Origin of the sequence: Cyanobium sp. T1B-Tous, from assembly GCF_024345475.1 — a bacterium.
GTDB lineage: Bacteria > Cyanobacteriota > Cyanobacteriia > PCC-6307 > Cyanobiaceae > Cyanobium_A.
This window is the reverse complement of the sequence record NZ_JAGQBE010000048.1, coordinates 1-21,904: the sequence shown is the minus strand read 5'-3', so window position 1 is coordinate 21,904 and position 21,904 is coordinate 1. Positions and strand designations below refer to the sequence as shown.

At 69.8% G+C, this 21,904-nt stretch carries 21 protein-coding genes and 1 pseudogene; 15 read left to right on the top strand and 7 right to left on the bottom strand.

Annotation, left to right across the window (positions count from 1 at the left end):
* The 5 genes from KBY71_RS11060 to KBY71_RS11040 form a co-directional block, all read left to right on the top strand.
* The coding region (locus tag KBY71_RS11060) for a UvrD-helicase domain-containing protein (protein WP_254928961.1) at window positions 1-3,064 on the top strand (3,064 nt) is incomplete at its 5' end.
* Window positions 3,061-4,647, top strand: a complete 1,587-nt coding sequence (locus KBY71_RS11055; RefSeq protein WP_254928960.1) for an AAA family ATPase — start codon at window positions 3,061-3,063, stop codon at window positions 4,645-4,647. The genes KBY71_RS11060 and KBY71_RS11055, both read left to right, overlap by 4 nt.
* Complete coding sequence (locus tag KBY71_RS11050; protein WP_254928959.1) at window positions 4,644-5,009, top strand: phosphomannose isomerase type II C-terminal cupin domain; 366 nt, start codon at window positions 4,644-4,646, stop codon at window positions 5,007-5,009. Before KBY71_RS11055 ends, KBY71_RS11050 begins: the two co-directional genes overlap by 4 nt.
* A 209-nt stretch (window positions 5,010-5,218) precedes the next feature.
* The gene (locus tag KBY71_RS11045; RefSeq protein ID WP_254928958.1) at window positions 5,219-7,060 is read left to right on the top strand and encodes a DEAD/DEAH box helicase; all 1,842 of its coding nucleotides are present in this window, start codon (window positions 5,219-5,221) and stop codon (window positions 7,058-7,060) included.
* 43 nt (window positions 7,061-7,103) lie between these two features.
* Window positions 7,104-7,418, top strand: coding sequence for a hypothetical protein (locus tag KBY71_RS11040; RefSeq protein ID WP_254928957.1), 315 nt, complete (start codon window positions 7,104-7,106; stop codon window positions 7,416-7,418).
* Here the strand turns inward: KBY71_RS11040 and KBY71_RS11035 are convergent.
* Window positions 7,415-7,615, bottom strand: coding sequence for a hypothetical protein (locus KBY71_RS11035; RefSeq protein ID WP_254928956.1), 201 nt, complete (start codon window positions 7,613-7,615; stop codon window positions 7,415-7,417). The genes KBY71_RS11040 and KBY71_RS11035 overlap by 4 nt on opposite strands.
* 256 nt (window positions 7,616-7,871) lie before the next feature.
* On the opposite strand from KBY71_RS11035, the gene KBY71_RS11030 reads away from it, so the two are divergent.
* Window positions 7,872-8,273 (top strand): RNA-binding protein, encoded by a 402-nt coding sequence (locus tag KBY71_RS11030; protein ID WP_254928955.1) that lies wholly within the window; start codon window positions 7,872-7,874, stop codon window positions 8,271-8,273.
* Between the two features lie 106 nt (window positions 8,274-8,379).
* On the opposite strand, the gene KBY71_RS11025 is transcribed toward KBY71_RS11030, so the two are convergent.
* Window positions 8,380-8,577 carry a hypothetical protein gene (locus tag KBY71_RS11025; protein WP_254928954.1) on the bottom strand — a complete coding sequence of 66 codons (198 nt, stop codon included), beginning with the start codon at window positions 8,575-8,577 and terminating at the stop codon, window positions 8,380-8,382.
* Window positions 8,578-8,672: 95 nt separating this feature from the next.
* Between KBY71_RS11025 and KBY71_RS11020 the strand changes: the two genes are divergently transcribed.
* Together KBY71_RS11020 and KBY71_RS11015 are read left to right on the top strand one after the other, a co-directional pair.
* A complete protein-coding gene (locus tag KBY71_RS11020) occupies window positions 8,673-10,478 on the top strand; it encodes an ABC transporter ATP-binding protein (protein ID WP_254928953.1) in 1,806 nt (601 codons plus the stop codon).
* A gap of 29 nt (window positions 10,479-10,507) precedes the next feature.
* On the top strand, window positions 10,508-11,434 hold the full coding sequence (locus tag KBY71_RS11015) for an LCP family protein (RefSeq protein ID WP_254928952.1): 927 nt from the start codon (window positions 10,508-10,510) through the stop codon (window positions 11,432-11,434).
* Here the strand turns inward: KBY71_RS11015 and KBY71_RS11010 are convergent.
* Window positions 11,416-11,886 carry an MgtC/SapB family protein gene (locus KBY71_RS11010; protein WP_254928951.1) on the bottom strand — a complete coding sequence of 157 codons (471 nt, stop codon included), beginning with the start codon at window positions 11,884-11,886 and terminating at the stop codon, window positions 11,416-11,418. The genes KBY71_RS11015 and KBY71_RS11010 overlap by 19 nt on opposite strands.
* 82 nt (window positions 11,887-11,968) lie before the next feature.
* Between KBY71_RS11010 and KBY71_RS11005 the strand changes: the two genes are divergently transcribed.
* The 3 genes from KBY71_RS11005 (at window position 11,969) to KBY71_RS10995 (ending at window position 15,881) form a co-directional block, all read left to right on the top strand.
* Window positions 11,969-12,946: an aromatic acid exporter family protein gene (locus tag KBY71_RS11005; RefSeq protein WP_254928950.1), complete on the top strand. Its 978-nt coding sequence runs from the start codon at window positions 11,969-11,971 to the stop codon at window positions 12,944-12,946.
* Window positions 12,943-13,995: an FUSC family protein gene (locus tag KBY71_RS11000; RefSeq protein ID WP_254928949.1), complete on the top strand. Its 1,053-nt coding sequence runs from the start codon at window positions 12,943-12,945 to the stop codon at window positions 13,993-13,995. Before KBY71_RS11005 ends, KBY71_RS11000 begins: the two co-directional genes overlap by 4 nt.
* Window positions 13,996-14,099: 104 nt before the next feature.
* On the top strand, window positions 14,100-15,881 hold the full coding sequence (locus KBY71_RS10995) for a TolC family protein (RefSeq protein ID WP_254928948.1): 1,782 nt from the start codon (window positions 14,100-14,102) through the stop codon (window positions 15,879-15,881).
* Between the two features lie 27 nt (window positions 15,882-15,908).
* Here KBY71_RS10995 and KBY71_RS10990 read toward each other — a convergent pair whose 3' ends face one another.
* From KBY71_RS10990 to psbP, 4 genes are read right to left on the bottom strand one after another with little or no spacing between them, the layout of a single operon-like run.
* Window positions 15,909-16,103 (bottom strand): hypothetical protein, encoded by a 195-nt coding sequence (locus KBY71_RS10990; RefSeq protein WP_254928947.1) that lies wholly within the window; start codon window positions 16,101-16,103, stop codon window positions 15,909-15,911.
* Window positions 16,100-17,452 carry an NHLP bacteriocin system secretion protein gene (locus KBY71_RS10985; RefSeq protein ID WP_254928946.1) on the bottom strand — a complete coding sequence of 451 codons (1,353 nt, stop codon included), beginning with the start codon at window positions 17,450-17,452 and terminating at the stop codon, window positions 16,100-16,102. Before KBY71_RS10985 ends, KBY71_RS10990 begins: the two co-directional genes overlap by 4 nt.
* Window positions 17,453-17,471: 19 nt before the next feature.
* Window positions 17,472-18,578, bottom strand: coding sequence for an FAD-dependent oxidoreductase (locus KBY71_RS10980; protein WP_254928945.1), 1,107 nt, complete (start codon window positions 18,576-18,578; stop codon window positions 17,472-17,474).
* Entirely contained in the window at window positions 18,575-19,144 is a 570-nt protein-coding gene (psbP, locus tag KBY71_RS10975) for a photosystem II reaction center PsbP (RefSeq protein WP_254928944.1), read from the bottom strand. Before psbP ends, KBY71_RS10980 begins: the two co-directional genes overlap by 4 nt.
* A 71-nt stretch (window positions 19,145-19,215) precedes the next feature.
* On the opposite strand from psbP, the gene KBY71_RS10970 reads away from it, so the two are divergent.
* From KBY71_RS10970 to KBY71_RS10955, 4 genes and pseudogenes are all read left to right on the top strand, one after another.
* Complete coding sequence (locus tag KBY71_RS10970) at window positions 19,216-19,881, top strand: pentapeptide repeat-containing protein (protein WP_254928943.1); 666 nt, start codon at window positions 19,216-19,218, stop codon at window positions 19,879-19,881.
* A 71-nt stretch (window positions 19,882-19,952) separates the two neighbouring features.
* The gene (gene recR, locus KBY71_RS10965; RefSeq protein ID WP_396095332.1) at window positions 19,953-20,522 is read left to right on the top strand and encodes a recombination mediator RecR; all 570 of its coding nucleotides are present in this window, start codon (window positions 19,953-19,955) and stop codon (window positions 20,520-20,522) included.
* Window positions 20,523-20,541: 19 nt separating this feature from the next.
* Window positions 20,542-21,465: a lipoyl synthase gene (gene lipA / locus KBY71_RS10960; RefSeq protein WP_254928941.1), complete on the top strand. Its 924-nt coding sequence runs from the start codon at window positions 20,542-20,544 to the stop codon at window positions 21,463-21,465.
* Window positions 21,466-21,508: 43 nt separating this feature from the next.
* Window positions 21,509-21,904 (top strand): annotated as a pseudogene (locus KBY71_RS10955) (hypothetical protein); the annotation flags it as partial.

The following is a 21,904-nucleotide window of genomic DNA, read 5'->3' as shown; positions in this document are numbered from 1 at the left end:
GGCCCTGGAGGCGAGCTTCTGCAGCACCGCCGCCACCTGGCGTGAGCAGGGCTTCAAGACCACCGCCCCCTACAACCCCAAACCCCGCAAGGACCGCTGCGGCCTGGTGGAGGGCTGGATCGCCGCCCAGCCCCCTGGGGGCGACTACGGCGCCACGGTGGGCCGGGGCGGCGGTGCCGAGGGGCTGCTGCGCGACTACTTCCACCCGGGAGCCTTCCTCAAGGTGGCGCGGGGCATCGAGGGCACGGACGGGGATGACGGCAGGGAGCCCTCCCTGCCGGAGCGCCCCCTGCTCGAGGCGGTGGCCCAGCTGCTGGAGGGTCCGGCGGAGGCGATGCTGCTGCATGCCTGCCATTGGGGCCGGGCCGAGCTCAACCGCCGCCGGCGCCAGAGTGGGCGCCTGGGTTTCGCCCAGTTGCTGGAGGGGCTCGACCCCGGGGAGCGGGCCACGACACCGCTGCTGCAGGCGGTGGGGGAGCGCTACGCCGTGGCCCTGGTGGATGAATTTCAGGACACCGACCCGGTGCAATGGCGGATCCTGGCGGGGGCCTTCCAGCCCGAGCGTCACCGGCTGGTGCTGGTGGGCGATCCCAAGCAGGCCATCTACCGCTTCCGCGGCGGCGACCTGCGCACCTATCTGCACGCCCGCCAAGCCGCCGAGGCGGGTGCGGGCATCAGCAGCCTCACCGACAACTACCGCTCCAGCCGCGCCCTGATCGCCGGACTCAATGGGCTGATGCAGCCGGGCCTGCGCCGCACCGGCCTGGCCGTGCCGCCGGTGCGCGCCCAGCAGGGCGAAACCAGCCTGTCGCTGGCGGCGGACGAACACCCCCTGCAACTGCTCTGGCTCGGCGGCGACCGGTCCGCTGGCGACAAACCACCCAGCCGCACCGCCCTGGAGCGGGAGCTCCCGGCCCGGATCGCCAGCTTCACGGCCGAGCTGCTCAACCGCGGGCTCTGCGAACACCGGGAGCCCAGCGCCACAGGGGACGCCAGCACCCGGCCCCTGGGCCCCAACGACATCTGCCTGCTGGTGGGCACCCACCGCCAGGCCGACGCCCTGCGCAGCGCCCTCGAGGCCTTCGGCATCGCCAGCCGGCTGGTGAGCCAGCGGGATGTGTTCGAAAGTGCCGGAGCCACGGCCCTGCAGCGGCTGCTCGACGCCCTGGCCGAACCGGGGCAGGCCCACCGGCTGCGGCTGCTCGCCGCCTCGCCCCTGTTGGGTTGGAGCGCAGCCGAGATCGCCGGCGCCGGGCCAGAGGAGTGGAGCACCCTGGCCGGTCGGCTGGCCCAATGGGCCGCCCAGCTCCCCCGCCGGGGCCTGCTGGGGGTGCTGGCCAGCCTGCTGGAGCAGCGGGGCCTGGCCAGGCTCTCCCTGGGGGGACGGCTGCTGGCCGATCTCCAGCAATGCGGTGAGCTGGTGGCGGCACGGCTGCACGCCGACCAACTGGGGCCCGCGGCCGCGGCCGACTGGCTGCGGCGCCTGCGGCTTGAGCCCGACCAGGACGTGCCCGACGCCCACCAGCCCCACAGCGACGTGGTGGATGCGGCCGTGTCGGTGGTGACGGTGCACCGCAGCAAGGGACTGGAATACCCGGTGGTGATCTGCCCCTACCTGTGGCAGGCCCCCAGCGGCGATCGGGGCGGCCAGGGACGGCTCGGCGTGCGCTGGCGGCCGGAGCACGGCGACCCGGAACGCCGCGAGGCCGTGCTCGACCTGCACCTCAACCTCCACTGGGGGGCCGGCCAGCGGGCCCGCCGGCAGCAGCGCCAGGCCGAACTGGAGGAACGGGAACGGCTGGCCTATGTGGCCGCCACCCGGGCCCGGCTGCTGCTGGTACTCGCCTGGGGACCGGTGCAGGGGCAGCAGGGCAACCCGCTCCATCCCTGGCTGTTCGACCAGGAAGCCCCCCCGGGCGCCGACCACGACCCCTATCGAGACGGCAGCGATGCCGTCTGGCGCGACCGGCTGGACCAGGCGATCAGCCGCCGCGGCCTGGCGCTGAGCCTGATCGATCCCCCCGCCAGGGGCCAGCGGATCCGGTGGCAGCCGGCCTCCAGCCCCGCAGGAGAGCCCCTGGAGCGGGGCCCCGTGCCCAGTCAGCCGTTCGATCCCACCTGGGGCCGCAGCAGCTACACCAGCTGGACCCAGGGCAGCCACGGCGCGGCGCCCCAGGCCGTGGAGGAGGGCCGGGAAACCGATGCCCTGGTGGCCGACCTTGAGGCCGGCCCGCCGAGCAGCGAAGCGGGCGGCGAGCACGGCAGCCAGCCCTGGCCGAGCGATGGTCCCCTGGCCGCCTTCCCCCGCGGCGCCCAGGCCGGGGATTGCCTGCACCGGATCCTGGAGCAGCTCGACTACCGCCAACCGGTGGCGGCCCAGGCCGACCTCTGCGCCCGCGAGCTGCAGCGGGCCGGCATCGCCGAGACCCAGCTGCAGGCGGTGGTGTTGGGGCTGGAGCAGTTGCGCCAGACCCCCCTGGGCGGGGCGTTGGGGGGCTTCCAGCTGGCCGAGCTGGCGCCGGACCTGCGCCTCAATGAAATGAATTTCGACCTGCCCCTGGGCCTGGTGCGGTCCCGGGCCCTGGCGCGCCCGTTCAGCGACCATCCCGAGGGGTGGTTTGGGGCCGCCTACGCCGAGCAGCTGGCCCAGCTGGACGTGGCCAGCCAGGGCTTCCTCACCGGCTCGATCGACCTGGTGTTCCGCCACGGCGAGCGCTGGTGGGTGGCCGACTGGAAGAGCAACTGGCTGGGCGAGCGGGACGGCCAGGGCCAACCGCTGCGCTGCGGTCCCCATCACTACGCCCCCTCCGCCATGGCCGAGCTGATGGCCGCCAACCACTACCCCCTGCAGGCCCACCTCTATCTGGTGGCCCTGCACCGCTACCTGCGCTGGCGCCTGCCCGGCTACCGCCCGGAGCAGCACCTGGGCGGCTACGTGTACGTGTTTCTGCGCGGGGTGCCCGGGGCCACCAGCGACACCCAGTGCGTGCCGGGGATGTTCCTCGAGCAGCCCCCCCTGGCCCGGCTGCTGGCCCTCGACCAGGTTCTGGGAGGAGTCCGATGAACGCCCGCCAACCCACGGAACAACCCGCCTGGCTGCAGGCCCTGGCCGAGGCCCTCGGCGAAGCGCTGCCGCGGCTCCACGGCGCCAGCCCCGATCCCCTGGTGGAGGAGCTGGTCGAAGCCCTGGCCGTGGCCCTCGCGGAGGGCCAGCTGGAGATCCCGGTGCCCAGCACCCGCCATCGCCAAGCCCTGGCCGCCTCTCCCCTCTGTGCCGAGCCCCACGGCCCCCTGGCCCTGGAGGGCGATCGGCTGCTGTGGCGCCGCTGGCAGCGCCAGCGGGAAGGGGTGCTGCAGGCCCTGATCGCCCGGGCCCAGCGGCCGCTGCAGCCCGCGGGGGAGACCGCCCCCGCCGACGGACTGGATGGGGACCAGCAACGGGCCGTGAGCGCGGTGCTGCGGTACGGCCTGGTGCTGCTGGAAGGGGGGCCGGGCACGGGCAAGACCAGCACCGTGGCGCGCATGCTGGCCGCGGTGCAGGCCCAACAACCGGAAAGCCGCATCCACCTGGCCGCCCCCACCGGCAAGGCCGCCGCCCGCCTGCGGGCCGCCCTGGCCACCGCCAACCTGCAACTGCCCTGCAGCACCCTGCACCGGCTGCTGGAGAGCCGGGGCGAACGGTTTGGCCGCAACCGCCACCACCCCCTCGCCCTCGACCTGCTGGTGGTGGACGAGGTGTCCATGGTCGACCTACCCCTGATGGAGGCCCTGCTCGACGCCCTGCCCCAGGACTGCCGACTGGTGCTGGTGGGCGACGCCGCCCAGCTGCCGCCGGTGGGCCCGGGCCCCGTGCTGCTGGACCTGCAGGCCCCCGAGCGCCGCCAGGCCCTGGGGGACGCCGCCATCGCCCTGCGCACCACCTACCGGAACAACGGCGCCATCGCCGCCGTGGCCGCCGCCCTGCGGGACGGGCAGGATCCCCTCGAAACCTGGCTGACCTCCCTGCTGGAGCCGCTGCCAGCCGATGCCAACCTGCGCTGGCTGGAGGCCGCGCCGCGCCGCCTGCCCTCGGCCCTGCTGGAGCGGCTGCGGCAGCACCAGAACCAGCTGGAGCAACGCTGCCGCGATTGCCCGCCGGACGATCCCGCCGCCACCGCCGCCCTGCTGGCCGCGCTCGAGGCCTGCCTGGTGCTCACGCCCCTGCGCCGCGGCCGCTGGGGGGTGGAGGCGATTCACCAGGCCCTCCTGGGGGAGGCCGCCAGCCGCCCCGCCCAGCACTGGCCGGTGGGCACTCCGGTGTTGTGCCGCCACAACCTGGTGGAGCTGGGGCTGGCCAACGGCGATGTGGGCCTGGTGATGGAACGGCCTGGCCGTTCCTCCGGGGAGCGCCGGCTGCTGTTCAGTGCTCCGGGTCAACCCGAACCGCTCTGGATCCATCCAGCCCAGCTCCCGGATGCGGAACCGGCCCTGGCCCTCACCGTGCACAAGGCCCAGGGCAGTGAGGCCGATGAGGTGTGGGTGCTGATGCCCGACACGGGCCGGCCCCAGCGGCGCCTGCTCTACACGGCCCTCACCCGGGCCCGGCAGCAGGCGCGGCTGATCACCCCCTTGCGGGCCCCGGCCGCGAGCGCCAGCCTGGCGCCGTGACCCATCCCGAGCCCACCAACCCCGATGGCCGGGTGGAACGCCCCTGGGGCTGGTTTGAAACCCTGGCCAGCGGCGACCACTACCAGGTGAAACGGCTGCTGATCCGCAGCGGCCGGCGCCTAAGCCTGCAGCGTCACCACCACCGCTGCGAACACTGGGTGGTGGTGGCGGGCAGCGGTGAGCTGCAGGTGGCCGAGGTCGTGATGGCTGCGGTGCCGGGCACCACGGTGTTCATTCCCCAGGGAGCGATTCATCGGGCCCAGGGAGGCAGCGACGATCTCGAGATCGTCGAGGTGCAGCGGGGCGATTGGCTCAGCGAAACCGACATCGAACGCCTGGCCGACGACTTCGGCAGGCTCTAGGGCCCCGCCATCGCGAGTGATAAAGTTTTGGTTCAGCCTTTTTCAAGGGCAGGGCAGTTTTGTTAATTGCAGGCGAGAGCCTCTGAAGTTCGGGTAGGGCCGCGCAGCGTTCAGCTGATCAGCCATGGCCCATCCCTTCAGCATTCTTGTCTCCATTGGGTTTCTGCCGGCCTGCGTTCAAGGACTTCAACCAGGCCAAATTGAATCCAGTGACCGAACTTTCCAACGGCGGCAGTTTCACCTGCTCCGTCGAAATCAACGCGCCCCTCGAAGCCACCTCTGAGCGGGAACCCCAGGCCGCTTCCGACGCCACCCCGACTCCCGAACCCTCCGGTGCCCAGGGCTTTGCCCGCTTCGGCTTCGGGCCCGAGCTGCTGAAGGCCCTGGAAGCCATCGGCTATCAGGAACCCTCCCCGATCCAGAAAGCCGCCATCCCCGAGCTGATGCTGGGCCGCGACCTGGTGGGTCAGGCCCAAACCGGCACCGGCAAAACGGCAGCCTTCGCCCTGCCGATGCTGGCCGCCCTCGATCCCCAGGAGCGCAAGCCCCAGGTGCTGGTGCTGGCCCCAACCCGGGAACTGGCCTTGCAGGTGGCCGATGCCTTCAACAGCTATGCCACCCACCTGAGCGGAGTTCGCACCCTGGCGATCTACGGCGGTGCCGATTTCCGCGACCAGATTCACCAGCTCAAACGCGGTGTTCAGATCGTGGTGGGTACCCCTGGCCGGGTCATGGACCACATGCGCCAGGGCACCCTCGACCTCTCCAACCTGCGGGCCCTGGTGCTCGACGAGGCCGATGAAATGCTGCGCATGGGCTTCATCGACGACGTCGAATGGGTGCTCGAGCAACTCCCCCAACAGCGTCAGGTTGTGCTGTTCTCGGCCACCATGCCGGCCGAAATTCGTCGGATATCCCAGAAATATCTCAACTCTCCGGCTGAGGTGACGATCAAGCAGAAGGCCGCGGACGCCAGTCGCATCCGCCAGCGCTTCCTGATGGTGCACGCCCCCCACAAGCTCTCCGCGCTGGAGCGGGTGCTCGAAGCCGAGACCAGCGAAGGGGTCATCATCTTTGCCCGCACCAAGGCGATCACCATCACGGTGGCGGAATCGCTCGAGCAGCACGGCTATGACGTGGCCGTGCTCAACGGCGACGTGCCCCAGGCCCAGCGGGAACGCACGATCGAACGGCTCAAGAGTGGCCAGGTGGACGTGCTGGTCGCCACCGACGTGGCCGCGCGAGGCCTCGATGTGGAGCGGATCGGCCTGGTGATCAACTACGACATCCCCTTCGATTCCGAGGCCTACGTGCACCGGATCGGCCGCACGGGGCGGGCGGGCCGCAGCGGCGACGCGATCCTGTTTCTCACCCCCAGGGAGCGACGCTTCCTGGGCGGCCTGGAACGGGCGGTGGGCAAACCGATCGAGGAGATGGAGGTGCCCAGCAACGCCACCATCAACCAGAACCGACTCGACCGGATGCGGACCCGCCTCACTGGCTGCCTGCAGACGCCGGCCAGCAGTGAGCAAGAGCGGGCCCTGCTGAGCGAGATCCTGCAACGGGTGGCCCAGGAACAGGGCTCGAGCCCCGACCAACTGGCCCTCGCCGCCCTGGAACTGAGCCTGGCGGGCAAACCGCTGCTGCTGCAGAGCGAGGAGAACTTCCAGCAGGTGCGCCAGAACGGACCTGGCCGAGATGGGGGACGGGATGGGGGCCGCGAGTTTGGCCGCGACCGGGGCCGGGGTCGTGAGATCGGCCGCGATTCGGATCGGGGCCCCCGGGGTGACCGCCCCATGGGACCGCCGGAAGATCACATGGAGCGCTTCCGGGTGGAAGTGGGCTGGCGTGACCGGATCAAGCCCGGCAACATCGTGGGTGCCATTGCCAACGAGGCCGGTCTGAACGGTCGCTCCATCGGCCGCATCCAGATCTTTGACACCCACAGCACCGTGGACCTCCCCAAGGGCATGCCCGATGAGGTCTTCCAAGGTCTGCGCCAACTGCGGGTGATGAACAAGGCCCTGCAGATCTCCCGTCTGCAGGGGTAATCCCCTCGGGGCAGCCCAACCCGCCTGCACCAGGCCGCCCACCATGCGTCCCCGCACCCTGCGATCGGCCCCCGTCGGCCTGCTGCTGCTGGGCCTGATCGCCTGGGTGCCGGCGGGGCAAACCACGGGCGTGGCGGAGGTGGTGAAGGCCTTCTGCCTGTCGGCCTACCAAGCCGACCTGAAGAAACAGGGGAAATCCCTGTCCCTGTCTCAGATCGACCGAACCTGCGGATGCGTGGGGGAGCGGGTGGCCCAGGGCAGCGATGTGGAGGACGCCCATGACGCCTGTGGGCGCCACTCGGACCAGCGGGCTGTGAGGGCTCCCTCACCGCAAACCGGTCCTGGGGCCCTCAACTAGGCGCAGAGACGGGTTACCTCTCCAAGGCTGAGACTGGTGATCTCGGTGATCGACAGCCGCTCCACGGCCGCGATCAAGGAGCACTGCACGTCGGCACATTCACTGGTCACCAGGCTCTGCAGCAGGTCAAAGCGATCCTGGGGAGCCAGCTCGCCGTCCTCGCACCAGGCGAGGCTCCAGGGGACAGGTGCTGTCATCACGGAGTTCGCGGTTGATCAGGGTTTGCTGACAATGGGTCACTATCGGGGATCGCGGGACGGACTACAGGGTCTCTTCAGAACCGCTTCATGGTTCTCCATGAACCAGGACTTCCTCCCCGGACACGGCACGGCAGACCGGTAAGGTTGGCGGTGATTTCTAGGCGTTCAGGCTCCTTCCGGCACCGCTGGTTCCCGCTGGCATGCCCGAGGTCCCTCTGCATCAACGGAATCAGTTCCAGGATTTGCTCCATTAATGACCATCTACGTTGGCAACCTCTCGTTCCAAGCCGAACGGGAGGACCTGCTTGATCTCTTCGGCCAGTACGGAGAGGTGCGCCAGTGCAGCCTGCCCCTCGACCGGGAAACCGGCCGCAAGCGCGGCTTCGCCTTTGTTGAACTCGCCGATGACGCGGCGGAACAGAAAGCCATCGACGACCTCCAGGACGTCGAGTGGATGGGCCGCATGATCCGCGTCAACAAGGCCACTCCCCGTGAGGGCGGTGGTGGCGGCGGCGGCGGTCGCGGCGGCTATGGCGGCGGCGGCGGCGGCAACCGTGGTGGTGGCGGCGGCGGCGGCTACGGCGGTGGTGGTGGCGGCGGTTATGGCGGCGGCGGCGGTGGCTACGGCGGTGGCGGCGGCGGCAACCGCTGGTAAGGCCCTGGCCCTAGCCCTGGTGAGCGAGCCAAGAACCCCTGGCCGTGGAGCATTCCACAGCCAGGGGTCTTTTGTTGGCCGGACACCAGGCCCGTGATGGCCAGAGCTAGCGGAGCAGCTGCGGCAGCTCCTGCTCCAGTTCATGGAGTTGGTCGTCTTGCCAGGTCTGCTGACGCAGGGCTGCACCGGGCAGATCCAGGATGGGCTCACCCTCACGGGGCTCTGGCAACCAGGCCTTCAGATGGCGGCGGCGCACCTTGGCCGTCCAGCGATGAAAGCGGTTGAACGCTCTGCTTTTCGTCATGGCACCTCCAGGGGAGATGCCTTCGGTCTACGCCTGCCGCACCCACCCCACCAGGGGAACGGCAAGATCTTCACCAAGTGATCGCGCCCCCGGCCATGTCGCCCCAGCCCATCGCCGGACACCCCCCAGCCCTGGAGCGGCTGCTGCACACCCTGAGGCCCCACCGCGGACTGGTGTGGCAGGCCTCCAGCTGCTCGGTCTTGAACAAACTGTTCGACCTGGCCCCCCCCGTGCTGATCGGCCTGGCGGTGGATGTGGTGGTCCAACAGGACACCTCCTGGCTGGCGTCCATCGGCGTCACCACCGTGCCGGGTCAGCTGGGTGTGCTGGCGGCCCTCTCCTTCCTGATCTGGAGCGCCGAATCCCTCTTCGAATACCTCTATTCCCTGCTCTGGCGCAACCTGGCCCAGACCGTGCAGCATGAACTGCGTCTGGAGGCCTACGCCCACCTCCAGAAGCTGGAGATGGGCTTCTTTGAAGCCAGCAGCAGCGGCCGGCTGATGGCCGTGCTCAACGACGACATCAACCAGCTCGAGCGCTTCCTGGACCAGGGGGCCAATGAGATCCTGCAACTGATCACCACGGTTCTCGCGGTGGGGGGCGCCATGGTGGCCCTCTCCCCCCTGGTGGCCGGGGTGTCCTTCCTGCCGATCCCCGTGATCCTGTGGGGATCGCTGCGCTTCCAGAAGCGGCTGGCCCCCCGCTACGCCGAGGTGCGTGACAAGGCCGGTGATCTGGCCAGTCGCCTGGCGAACAACCTGGGCGGCATGCTCACCATCAAGAGCTACGTCGCCGAGGCCTGGGAGCTGGAGCGGCTGGCGCAGGACAGCCAGGCCTATCGGCGCAGCAACGCCCGGGCAATCCAGATCTCGGCGGCCTTCATTCCCCTGATCCGCTTCGCGATCCTGTTTGCCTTCCTCGCCATCCTGGTGATCGGGGGACTCCAGGCCTGGCGCGGCACCCTGGCGATCGGCACCTACTCCTTTCTGGTGTATGTGACCCAGCGGTTGCTCTGGCCCCTCACCGGCCTGGGGCGCACCCTCGACGACTACCAGCGGGCCATGGCCTCCACCAACCGGGTGCTCGACCTACTCGACACCCCGATCGCCATCCCCGGGGGGCAACGCCCCCTGCCCCTGGAGCAGGTGCGGGGCGCCATCCGCTTCGAGGCGGTCACCTTCGGCTACGCCGGCCGGGACCCCCTGCTGCGTGATTTCAGCCTGGACATCCCCGCCGGCAGCACCCTGGGGATCGTTGGAGCGACCGGCTCGGGCAAGAGCACCCTGGTGAAGCTGCTGCTGCGGCTCTACGCGATCCAGGGCGGCGAGATCCTGCTCGACGGCACTCCGATCCGTTCCCTGCGGCTCGATGACCTGCGACGCGCCATCGGCCTTGTGAGCCAGGAGGTGTTCCTGTTCCACGGCACCGTGGCCGAGAACATCGCCTACGGCAGCTTCGACGCCTCGCCCGCCGCCATCGCCCGGGCCGCGGAGCTGGCGGAAGCCGCCGCCTTCATCGAGGCGTTGCCCCAGGGCTACAAGACGGTGGTAGGCGAACGGGGCCAGCGTCTCTCCGGCGGCCAACGCCAACGCATCGCCCTGGCCCGCGCCATCCTCAAAAACCCGCCGGTGCTGATCCTCGATGAGGCCACCGCCGCCGTGGACAACGAAACCGAGGCCGCCATCCAGCGCTCCCTCGACCTGATCACCGCCGAGCGCACCACCCTGGTGATCGCCCACCGCCTCTCCACCGTGCGTCACGCGGATCGGATCGTGGTGATGGAGCAGGGACAGATCGTGGAACGGGGCTGCCACGAGCAGCTGATCGGAGCGGAGGGTCCCTACGCCAATTTGTGGCGGGTGCAGGCCGGCCTGCGCACCGGCGAGCCCCTCCGGCTGTGAGGCCCTGATCGTGCAATAGCTTTTGGGGGATGAACACCCCTCCGGCCAAGCGGCCCCGAAAGCGAGGCAACCGCAGCGCGGTGCTGCTGGCGATCGGGGTTGGCCTGGGCGGGGGCCTGCTGCTGGCAAGTCCGCTCTCCCAACTGCTCAGCGACACGGCCGCGGGGAGCAACACCGCGATCACCAACCCCTTCGCAGCCTGGAGTGGCATCACCAACCAGGACATCCTGCTGCTCGGCACCGATGTGGGCGGCGGCAACACCGATGTGATTGCCAGCCTCCGCGTGGATGGCGGCATCACCCGGATCACCCAGGTGCCCCGGGACACCTACATCGAGGCCGAGGGCTACGGCCCCCACAAGATCAACGCCCTCTACAGCCTGGGCGGCACCGACCTGCTCAAACGGGAACTGGCCCGCAAACTGGGCCGACCGATCACCCACCACGTGGTGGTGAACCTCTCGGCGATCCGGCGCATGGCCGATGCCCTGGGCGGGATCGAGGTGGATGTGCCGAAACGGATGGCCTACACCGACAACAGCCAGGGCCTGTACATCGACCTGCAACCGGGCCTGCAGACCCTGAAGGGACGGGACCTGGAGGGCTTCCTGCGCTTCCGCCACGACGAGATGGGTGACATCGGTCGGCTGGAGCGCCAACAGCTGGCCCTGCAGGCCCTGTTCCGCAAACTCACCCGGCCGGAGCAGCTGGTGCGGCTGCCCGTGCTGCTGGCCGCGGCGGGGAAAGACCTCAAGACCGATCTCGGCCCGATGGAGCTGGGCGGGCTGATTACGGCCATGGGCACCACCCAGCTGGAAACCAAACGCCTCGGCGGCCGGCCCTTCTACCGCAACGACATCAGCTATTGGGAAGCCGACTGGCCCCAACCGGTGCTGGACGGCTCGAGCAGCGAGGGAGACTCCGCCAACGACGGGCGCTACCGCTTCCTGTTCTGATCCGCTTCCGCATCGGCATTCAGCCGGCTGGCGCCATTGCTGCGCTGGGACAGGGTGATCAGGGCCAGCACCAGGGCCACCCCGGCCAACAGGGGGGTGGACGCCGCCACCGTGACGCCCAGGGCGGCGGTGAACCAGATCGAGGCGGCGCTGGTAAGACCACGCACCTCCGGCGGGCCTGTTTTGTCACCACTGGGGGGCACCAGGATCTCGCCGGCCCCCAGGAAGCCCACCCCAGTGGCCACCCCCTGAATCACCCGACTGCGGGCCTGGGGATCGGGGCCGGCCGCCAGCACCATCAGACAGGCACTGAGCCCCACCAGCACGTGCACGCGCAGGCGATTGGGGTGGCTGGTGTTGCCGTGGTGGGCGCGGTTGATGCCCACGGCCAGACCGCACAGCACCACGAGCCCGAGGCGCAGCAGGATCTGCAGATCCAGGGTGAAAGGCAATGATCCGGGTCCAACCCCTCCATCATCGATCGCCCTGGACGGGAACGCCAGAATCACCACAAGGCTGTGATCCCACTCCCGCGTGCTGAGCACCCCCGCCCTGCGCGCTGCCCTCAAGATCGGCCTGGCCGCCGCCCTGGCCGGCGCCTGGGCGCTCAGCTTCCGCGACGTGCGCTTCATCTGGTATCCGCTGTTGGCGGTGGTGATGTGCATGGACGAGACCGACACCCGGGTGATGGCCGCGGCCCGGGGCCGGGTGCTGGGCACGATCGGTGCCGGCGTGGTCAGTTTTCTGGTGCACACCCTGCTCAGTGGCTGGGTAGGGCTGACGGTGTCGTTGCTGGTGGTGGTGCCCCTGCTGCGGCTGATGCGCTGGCAGGCGGGCCTGGCCACCGGAATCGTGATGTGCTCGATGCTGTTTCTGGTGGCCGATTACGCCGAGCTCAATTGGCTCTATGTCGTGAACCGCACCGCCGACACCCTGGTGGGGGTGGCGGCCACCCTGCTGGTGAATGCCCTCTTCTGGCCAATCAACCGGCTGGCGGAGATGGCCCAGCTGGACCGGCAGCTGCGGGGTGTGTTGGGCCACCGTCTGGAGGAAATCCGCCGCCAGCTCAAAGATCCGACAGCCGGGGCGTGGCAGGCCAGCCAGCCGATCGTGGGCAGTCGCCTTTGCCAGCAACTCAACCAGCTGGTGAACGACGAGTTGCGCAGCAACCCGCAGGGCCTCGCCCAGCGGCAGCACTGGCGCCAGCGCAGCCTGCTCTGGGAGCGGATCAACCACCACAGCCTGCAGCTGCAGCGTCTCGGGCAGCTGCTGCCCCCGGGGGCCCTGGCCGCCGCCGCCACACCCTGGCTGGAACGGCTGCCGGCACTGCTGGGGCCAAACCCGACGCCCGAGGTCCTGGGTCTGCCGAGACGGCAACGGCTCCCGGACCTCGCCCAGGCCCAGGGGCTCCCCCCCCTGCTGTTGCTGGCCCTCGACGATGAGCTGCAGCGGCTCACCCGCAGTGCCCGGAGCCTGGCCCTGGCCAGCCGAGGACAGGGGGGCCGGCCATGAACGCCACCCCCCTGATCACCCGAACCGACCTGCGGTTGGCCCTCACCGCCGGGCTCTCAGCGGGATTCGTGATCATGCTGGGGCTCCCGGACCCGTTCTATGCCCCGTTGGCCGTGGGGGCAGCCCTCGGAGGCACGGTGGGCGCCACCCGTTTGCTGGGCACCCAACGGGTGTTGGGCACCCTGCTCGGGGGAGTGATTGTGGCGATCGGGTTCAACACCATGGGCCAGGCCCTGCCCCTGCCCCTGGGCGTGGCGGTGGCCCTGGGCCTGACGCGCATCTTCGGAGGATCCCTCGGTCTGCGGTCCGGTTACAAGGTGGCCGGGCTCGTGGTGGCCATGGGCTGGACCGTGCACCACACCAATCTGGCCAGCTGGATTCCCACCCGCCTGGTGGTGACCCTGATCGGCGTGTTGGCTGCGTGGCTGGCGGTGAGCTGGATCTGGCCCAGCCGCGCCCTGGCCCAGCACCAGGCCCACTCCCGGCGACTGTTTGGCGAGATCGCCACCCTGCTGCGGGAACGGGCCAGCCTGTTGCTGGAGGAACGGGAACTGGAAGCCAGCGCCCGCCTGCAGCGGCGCAACCAGCTGGTGAACGCCACCCTCCAACTGCAGAGCCAGCGCCAGGAGGCCACCCAGGAGCTGGGCTACGACCGCCTAGGCGAACGGATGCGGCGCCTCTGGGACCTGCAGGAGCAATGGCTGAGCGCCGTGATCGGCTATTACCGCACCATGCTGCGCCTGCCGGTGGTGCCGTTGACCAGCCCTGGCCTGAGAGCCCTGATGGAAGCAGAACACGCCCTCCTCCAGGACCTGGCCGACCAGCTCGACGGCTGGGCCCAGCACTGGCCCGATGCCCCACCGCTGGGGGCCAACGCCGCCGCTGGCCCGGACCTGGAGCGGCTGGAGCTGGCTGAACAAGCAGCGTTCCAGGATCCACTGGCCACAGCGGTGTTGCTGGGCAGCAGCGGTGGACGCCGGGCGATCACATGCCACCAACTGGTCGAAGCGACCCGAGGCTTCGAGGCCGCTTGGGCTGCGGTGCCGTGAGCGGTGCTGCCCCCAACTGCCGTCCGCCAGAGTGCACACCCTGCCAGGCAAGCGAGCATTCCGTTCAGCACACTGATCGGAATCAGGGGCTCATCGGCACCACCGTGGCAATCCGCAACTGCGCCCTGGCCCTGGTGCTGCTCGCCAGCTTGCCGGCCCATGGGGCCCCGGCGGCCCTGGCCCCATCCCTCCCAACCGGGAAGCCCCAAGCCCAGTCGACCGCCCTGCTGGAGCGAAGCTGGCAGCAGCTGGATGCGGAGCTGCGCGCGCTCGATCAGCTCATCCCGAGCGAGCCCGAGCCCCCGGTGGGCAACGTGCTCAGCACCCCGGAGCTACCCGCCAATCTGATCCGGGCCAACCAACCGGCCCAGGGTCCGATCCAACCGGATGACGCCGTGGCCGGCCCACCTCTGGATCTGCCCAGCCCCCAGCAGCTCCAAGCGGGCAGCATCGCCAGCCTCAGCCTGGAGCAGGCCGTAGCCATCGCCTTCGCCAACAGCGCCAGCCTGCAGGCCCAGCGCGAGCAGGTGGCCGCCGCCCTGGCCAGCGTCCAGGCCGCGATGGGCACCTACTGGCCCACGATCAGCGCCTTTGCCGCCGGCGGCTATGAGGGCAGCCGCAGCACCGTCACGTCCAACAAGCCCAACGACAACCTGGGCTTTGGGCCCCAGTTCTCTCCCACAGGCCTGTCGGATAGTTCCGGCAATCCCACCGCTGGGGCGTTCTACGTGCCCGACGGCGGCAGTGTGGCAGCAACCTCGGGCACAGGGGACATCGAAGGGGGCCTGCAGCTCAACTACGCCCTCCTTGACTTCGCCCGCACGCCGAAGGTTCGAGCGGCGCGCGCCGTGCTGGAGCGGCAGCGCAACACCTATGCCAACCAGCTGCGCAGCCTGCAGCTGGAGGTGAGTGAGGCCTACTACCGACTGCAGCAAAACGACCAGCTCGTGCGGGTCTACGACGCCAACGTGCGCAACGACCTGGTGATCCTGCAGGACAGCTTCGACCTCAAACAGGCCGGCCTGGTGCCGCGGCTCGATGTGCTGCGCCGCCGCGCCATCCAGGCCACCGATGAAGAAACGCTGATCCAAGCGCTGGCCGACCGCGCCGTGGCCCGCCGGCAGCTGGCGGTGCTGCTCAACCTGCCCGCCACCGTGACCCCCAGCCCCAGCGACCCGATCGTGGTGCAACCCCGCTGGCCCCTCGATCTCGAAGCCAGCCTGCTGGCGGCCTACCGGGGCAATCCCGAACTGGAAGCGATCCTGGCCGCCCGCACGGCCCTGGCCCAGCAGAGCCAGGCCACCGCGGCAGGGCTGTTGCCGAAACTCGCCCTGTTTGCCAGCGGCGGTGGCAGCAGCTCCCAAACCAGCCTCAGCAATTTCGATCTTGGCGGCGGCGGCTGCTGCGGCTCCACCGCACTGCCCTTGAGCACCACCAACGGCTGGGACTGGTCGGTGGGGCTCACCTTCACCTGGCTGCTGTTTGACGCCGGCACCACCGCTGGCCAGGCCCGGGCCCTGGCCAAGCAAGAGGCCGCCGCCGCCCAGCAATACGCGGCCAGCCGCAATGACATCCGCCTGCGCATCGAGCTGGCCTTCTTCAACCATGAAGCCAGCCTGGCCAAGCTCAGCTCAGCTCGACGGGGGGTGGCGGCAGCCCTGGAGGCCTTCCGGGATGTGCGGCTGCGCTATCTCACCGGCCTCGACAGTGAACTCAACCTGTCCAACACCCAGGACCGTCTGATCAACGCCCTGGTGCAGCGGCTCAACGCCACGGTGGGCGTGAACATCACCTACGCCAAGCTGCTGCGGGAACTGCTGCCGATGCCCCGCGACCCCAACCTGCCGATCCAACCGCAACTGCAGCTCAACAGCAGCCAACCCTGAGGAGGGAGGCAACCAGGTGCGGGCCGTTCAGGCCCCGGGCCGGGACGACCACCAGCGCTCCACGCGATAGAGGAGCACCACCAACAACACGACCAACCAGAACCACAGCTCCGGCGGGTTGGCATTGAGCAGGATCACCATCAGCACCACCTCGCTCACCAGCCAGGGAAATTCCTGGCGCAGCAGGGGGTTGCGGATCTGCGACAGAGACCAGAACTTCACAGGGCTGCTCCTGGGTTGGTGTTGGGCTGACGCAGGAAAGGCAAATTCCAGCGTTGATCGATCCAGGGGCTGCGGTAGCCACCGGTGAGGGACCGCAGGCCTGGGATCACGTAGCTGATCGGCGAGCGCCATTCCACGTAGGCGTGGGTCGACACGGTGAGGCCATCGCGAATCGGAAACACACCGCTGCCTCCCGACAGGGTCCAGCGGTAGCCATCCACGCTGGAGGGATCCCGCTCCAATTCGATCTCACTGCGCATCACCGGACCTTTCTTGGTGAGTTCCTGGGCCAGCTGCTGGTTGCCGATGGTGGTGGAGATGTCGTCTTCGGTGGCGGGGAGGGTGAGCACCTGCTTCACCTTGCCGACGATGCCGCCGAAGCGGCCGCGCTGATTCCAGAGCGGCACCACTTCCACCGGCAGACCCAGGGGCAGCCGGCGCGCATCGGCGGGCGCGAAGTAGGCCACGGCGCGCAGGGGGCGATCCTGGGCGCTGGGCTGCTCAGGCCGGCCAATCGTGCCCAGGCGCTGACCGGTGCCCACCGTTTGGCCGGGAATCACCTGAAGATCGAGCACCGTGCCGTCGCGCTCGGCCTGCACCTTGCCGTCGTAGGCGATCTTGGCCTCGGTCACCTGGATCTGACGCTTGAGGTCGTCGATCTGGTAGCGGCGCTGCAGGGCCTGGGTCTCGATGCTGAGCTTCACCTGCTGGTAATTGGTCACCACGTTCTTCTCGTTGATCTTGACGTCGTCGAGATTCACGCTGGTGCTGGTGAGCCCCTGCTCAGCCGACACCACCTCGGTGGAGAGCGGGGCCACCACCTCACGGCGGGCCAGCCACTCCAGGTTGCGCAATTTGCTGGCATACGTCGACTGCAACGCGCCGTAGCGGCGTCGATCGTCCGAAAACTTGGCCAGGGCCGTGTCCAGGGCCCGCTTCTCGGTCACCAAGCGCAGGGCATCGCGCTCATCGAGCTGGGCGTTGTGCCGCTGGAGTTGGCGCAGATTGCCGCGCTGCTGGTCGAGTTGGCGCTCCAGCACCGGCAAATAGAGCTGCAAGAGCACCTGGCCGCGACTCACGCGCTCGCCTTCTTTGACCAGCAGCTCCCGCACCTGGCCACCGGAGCGGGCATTGAGGATCCCCGCATTGTCGGGAAACACCAGGACCCCCATACCTTCCACCTCGGTGGGCACGGGCCAGAACAGGGCCCACAGCACCAGCGCACCACCCACTCCCGCCAGGCTCACCCCCACCTGGCTGTGATCACTCAGCCCCTGCCAGCGGCCTTGCAATCGCTGTAGTGGGCTGGGGGGCCTGGGATCTGCGGCGTCGGGGGTGGCCTGAGTCATGGCGCCCAGCTTGCAGGAATCAGGGACGCCTGTCAGCCCCCACCGGATCCGACCAGCCCAGGCCCAGCTGCTGCAGGCGCCGCCTCGCAGCAGCCGCCCGATCACCACCCGCCACCAGGGCCTGGGCCAGCAGCGGTGCCAGCACCGGCACCTGGCTGAAGCCCGCACTGAAGCCAGTGAACGCCCAGAGTCCGGGGGCCTCCGCCAGCGGACCCACCAGGGGGAGCCCCTGGGTGCAGAAGGCCACGGGCGCCTGGAGCAAACGGCCCGGCAGGGGGGCCAGGGCTGCCGCCCAGGCCTGGTCCGCCAAGCACCGCCGCAACTGCTCCTCCACCACCCCGGCCGGGGGCGGGGTGCCCAGCTCCAGCCCCGGACGAACCAGGGTGTGCTGGCCCAGCAGCGCCCCATCCCCCCGGGGCACCAGGCCCCCATCCACCAGCCACTCGGGCTGGCTCAGATCCGCGGCGCGGCGTTCCAACGCGACCCGGCCAAAGCGGGCCGGCAACCAGGCGGCCTGCCGGCCCTGAATCAGTGGAGAGGGAGGGAGCTCCAGCACCGCTGCCCAGCTGCTGCGCAGCCCGTCGGGCAGGCCAGGCCAGAGCTGGCGGCATCCGGCTCCCGCCGCCAGCACCACCTGGCCGGCCGCCAAGCTGGTGCCATCGCCCAGTTGCAGCCGCCACCCCGGCGCCGCTGACGCGAGAAGCTGCTCCACCCGGGCGATCCGGTGGGTCACGCCAGCGGCCTCCAAGGCGACGGGCAAGCGCGAGGCCAGCGTGGCCGTATCCACCTGGGCAAACGGGAGTGGCCACCAGGCGGGTCCACCCTGCAGGCGGAGGCGCAGGCGGCGCCAGCCCAGGTCCCCGTGCTGGGTTTGCAGCCGGCGCCAGTGCCGGGAGGCCCCGGCCGCCAGCCGGGCCAGGGGGGTGGGGGCCAGGGGCCAGCCCGGCAGGGCGCCATAGCTGATCGCCGTGGCCGAGCTGAAGACGGCGCCCCCTCCAGATGGGGCCATCGGCGGAGCCTCCACCACGGTCACCGGCGTGTCCCGCGCCCGCAGGGCCAGGGCCAGGAGGCTGCCCGCCAGGCCCCCACCCACGATCACCACACCGGCCGTGGCCGGAGCCGTCACACCAACAGGGTGAACGAGGTAACCACCTGGTGGAACATGTCCTTCACCTTGGCCCAGCGGATCTCATTGGTGCTGGCCGCAAAGGTGTACAGGCGGCCCCGGTCGAGCACCACGGTGGCCAGCTCGTGGCGGTCGCGGTCGTCGAGGTGCACGGCGTATTCCAGGTCGTAGAAGGTGCGGGGCCCCTCCTGGCGCTCGGACGCCTCCACCAGTTCGGCGGCCCGGCCGCTGCCCTCAGGGGCGATCACGGTGCGGCGCAACTGCTCCCCGACGGCCACGGCACTGCCGAGTTTCTCCAGGTCGTTGGTGGGGTTCACCTCCGAAATCACCAGGCTGAGGGTTTCATCGCTGTTGATCAGGTCGTGGAACACCACCTGGGGGCCGCCGCTCACCTGCACCCGGGTCCAACCGGTGGGGTAGAGGAAGGCGTAGCGCCCGTCGGGGCTCTGGAAGCCGTTGAGCCCTGCAGCCGCAGCACTGCAGGCCACCAGGGCCACCGCCAACACCAGGGCAACCAGGCGGGGCAGAAGGATGCGGGAAAGGGCCACGTTGCGGGAGACAGCCATGGCTGCAGGCAGATTGCGTGGCGCCATTCTGCTGGGCCGTCAGCATGGGTTCGGATTCCCAGCCCCTCCGCATGCCTCGCAAGCCAACCTGGGTCGACCGACAGCAACGGCGCCACGACTCCCCCTTCTTCCGCCTGCTGGATGGCTCCTTTTTGTTCCGGCTCAGCCTCTCGGCGGCGGGGGCCCTGGCCCTGTTGCTGGTGGTGAACAGCTACGCCACCTGCCGCAACCACCATTGGGCCCAGGGTTGCCTCTGGCGAGATGCGGAAGCCCTGATCAGCGTCGGCAACGTGGAATCGCTCAGCATCGTGACCGCCGCCTTCCTCTACATCCTCGAAGGCCACAAACGCCGGCAGCGGGAGAACCTGGAGGCCTACGAGCTGCTGAAAACCTGCAATGAAGCCGGTGCCCGTTGGCTGATGGGGCGCATCCATGCCCTCGAGAGCCTCAACGGAGCCGGACTGCCGATCGACGGCCAACAGCTGGCCGGCTATGACCTCCACAACCTCCAGGCCCCCCATGGCCGCTGGCATCAGGTGAACCTGGAAAACAGCGTGCTGCGCAACGCCAACCTGGCCGGCACCGACTTCACCGGCTCCAACCTGCGCGGGGCCGATCTGCGTGGAGCCAACCTGCGCGACGCCATCCTGGACGAGGTCGACCTCACGGGGGCCCAACTGGACGGGGCCGACCTCACCGGAACCAACCTGGAGGGATCGGGGAGCCCTGTCGGTTAATGGGCCGTCGCGCCTAAATTCGAGCCACTTGCGGCGAATCGCTGAGCGGCTTCACGCGCCCGTTGGCCCGGCTGATCGACCAGTTCGAGCGGCTGCCCGGCATCGGCCCCCGCACGGCCCAGCGCCTGGCCCTGCACCTGCTGCGCCAGCCCGAAGAGCAGATCCGCAGCTTTGCCGATGCCCTGCTGGCCGCCCGCAGCCAGGTGGGCCAATGCCAGCGTTGCTTCCACCTGTCGGCCGAGCCCCTGTGTGAGATCTGCCGGAATGAGGAGCGCGGCAACGGCCAGCTCTGCGTGGTGGCCGATTCCCGCGACCTGCTGGCCATGGAGCGCACCCGGGAATTCAAGGGTCACTACCACGTGCTGGGTGGACTGATCTCACCCATGGATGGCGTCGGTCCCGAGCTGCTGCAGGTGCAGCCGCTGGTGCGCCGGGTGGATGCCGAGGGGATCAGCGAGGTGATCCTCGCCCTCACCCCCAGCGTGGAGGGCGACACCACCAGCCTGTACCTAGCCCGCCTGCTCAAACCCTTCACCACCGTGAGCCGCATCGCCTACGGATTGCCGGTGGGCAGCGAACTGGAGTACGCCGACGAAGTCACCCTGGCGCGGGCCTTCGAAGGGCGGCGCCAGGTGGAGTGACCAGGACGAACGCCCGGCCATGACGAGTCGATCCCGCTACAGCCCCATCGCCCCCGCCGAGCGGTTGCCGGCGTGGTTGCGACGCCCCGTGGGCCAGGCCTCAGCGCTGGAGGCCGTGCAGGGGGTGGTGAAGCAGCAGCGGTTGCACACGATCTGCGAGGAGGGACGCTGCCCCAACCGCGCCGAGTGCTACGCCGCCGGCACGGCCACCTTCCTGCTGGGGGGACCGATCTGCACCCGCAGCTGTGCCTTCTGCCAGGTGGACAAGGGCCAGGCCCCCGCCCCGCTGGATACGGGCGAAGCGGAGCGGGTGGCCGAAGCGGTGGCGAGCCTGCAGCTGTCCTACGTGGTGCTCACCGCCGTGGCCCGCGACGACCTGGCCGACCACGGAGCGGGTCTGTTCACCGCCGCCATGGCGGCCATTCGGCGGCGCAGCCCTGGGGTTGGCATCGAAGTGCTCACCCCCGACTTCTGGGGCGGACATCGCGACGAGGGGGAGGGCTTGGCCGCCCAACGGCAACGGCTGGCCGCCGTGCTGACGGCCGCACCGGCCTGCTTCAACCACAACCTGGAAACGGTGGAGCGCCTCCAGGGCGAGGTGCGCCGCGGAGCCACCTACCGCCGCTCCCTGGGGCTGCTGGCCGCTGCCCGCGACCTGGCCCCCACCATCCCCACCAAGAGCGGCCTGATGCTGGGACTCGGGGAAAGCCAGCAGGAGGTGCTGGAGACCCTGCGGGACCTGCGCAGCGTCGATTGCCAGCGCCTCACCCTGGGGCAATACTTGCGGCCATCCCTCGCCCACATTCCGGTTGCCCGCTACTGGACCCCGGCGGAATTCGAGGAACTGGGGGCAGCAGCCAGGGAGCTCGGATTCGCGCAGGTGCGCAGCGGCCCCCTCGTGCGCAGCAGTTACCACGCCGCCGACGGCATCGGCAACAGCTGAGCCAGGCCGAAGCCGGGGCAGCTCGGGCCGTGAGCGGCTCAGCGTGCTGCTGCTGACTCTCCTACTGGCGGGCATCACCCCAGCAGGACGCTGTGAGATGCCCGCCAAAGAAACGCTGGTGCAGGCCGAGGGACCCGACCTCAACGGCCTGCTACAGCTGCCCGGCTGGCTAGACCTGCAACTGCAGCTGCAGGCCCAGCCGCTCGCCAATCCAGCCGGAGGCGATCGCCAGGGCGCCAGCTGGGTGCAGCAGCTCAGCCTGGACGTGGTGGCGGGGCCGGGGCTGGCCAAGCCGGTGGAGCAGTGGAACGAAGCCGACCACTGGCGCGGCCATGTGCAGCTGATGCTGTTCAGCGGCAACCCCAACTGGGGCGAGGAGATCGGAGCGGCATTCTCGTTGCAGAGCACCGCCCACCCCACCGGGCTCTGGCTCACCGAA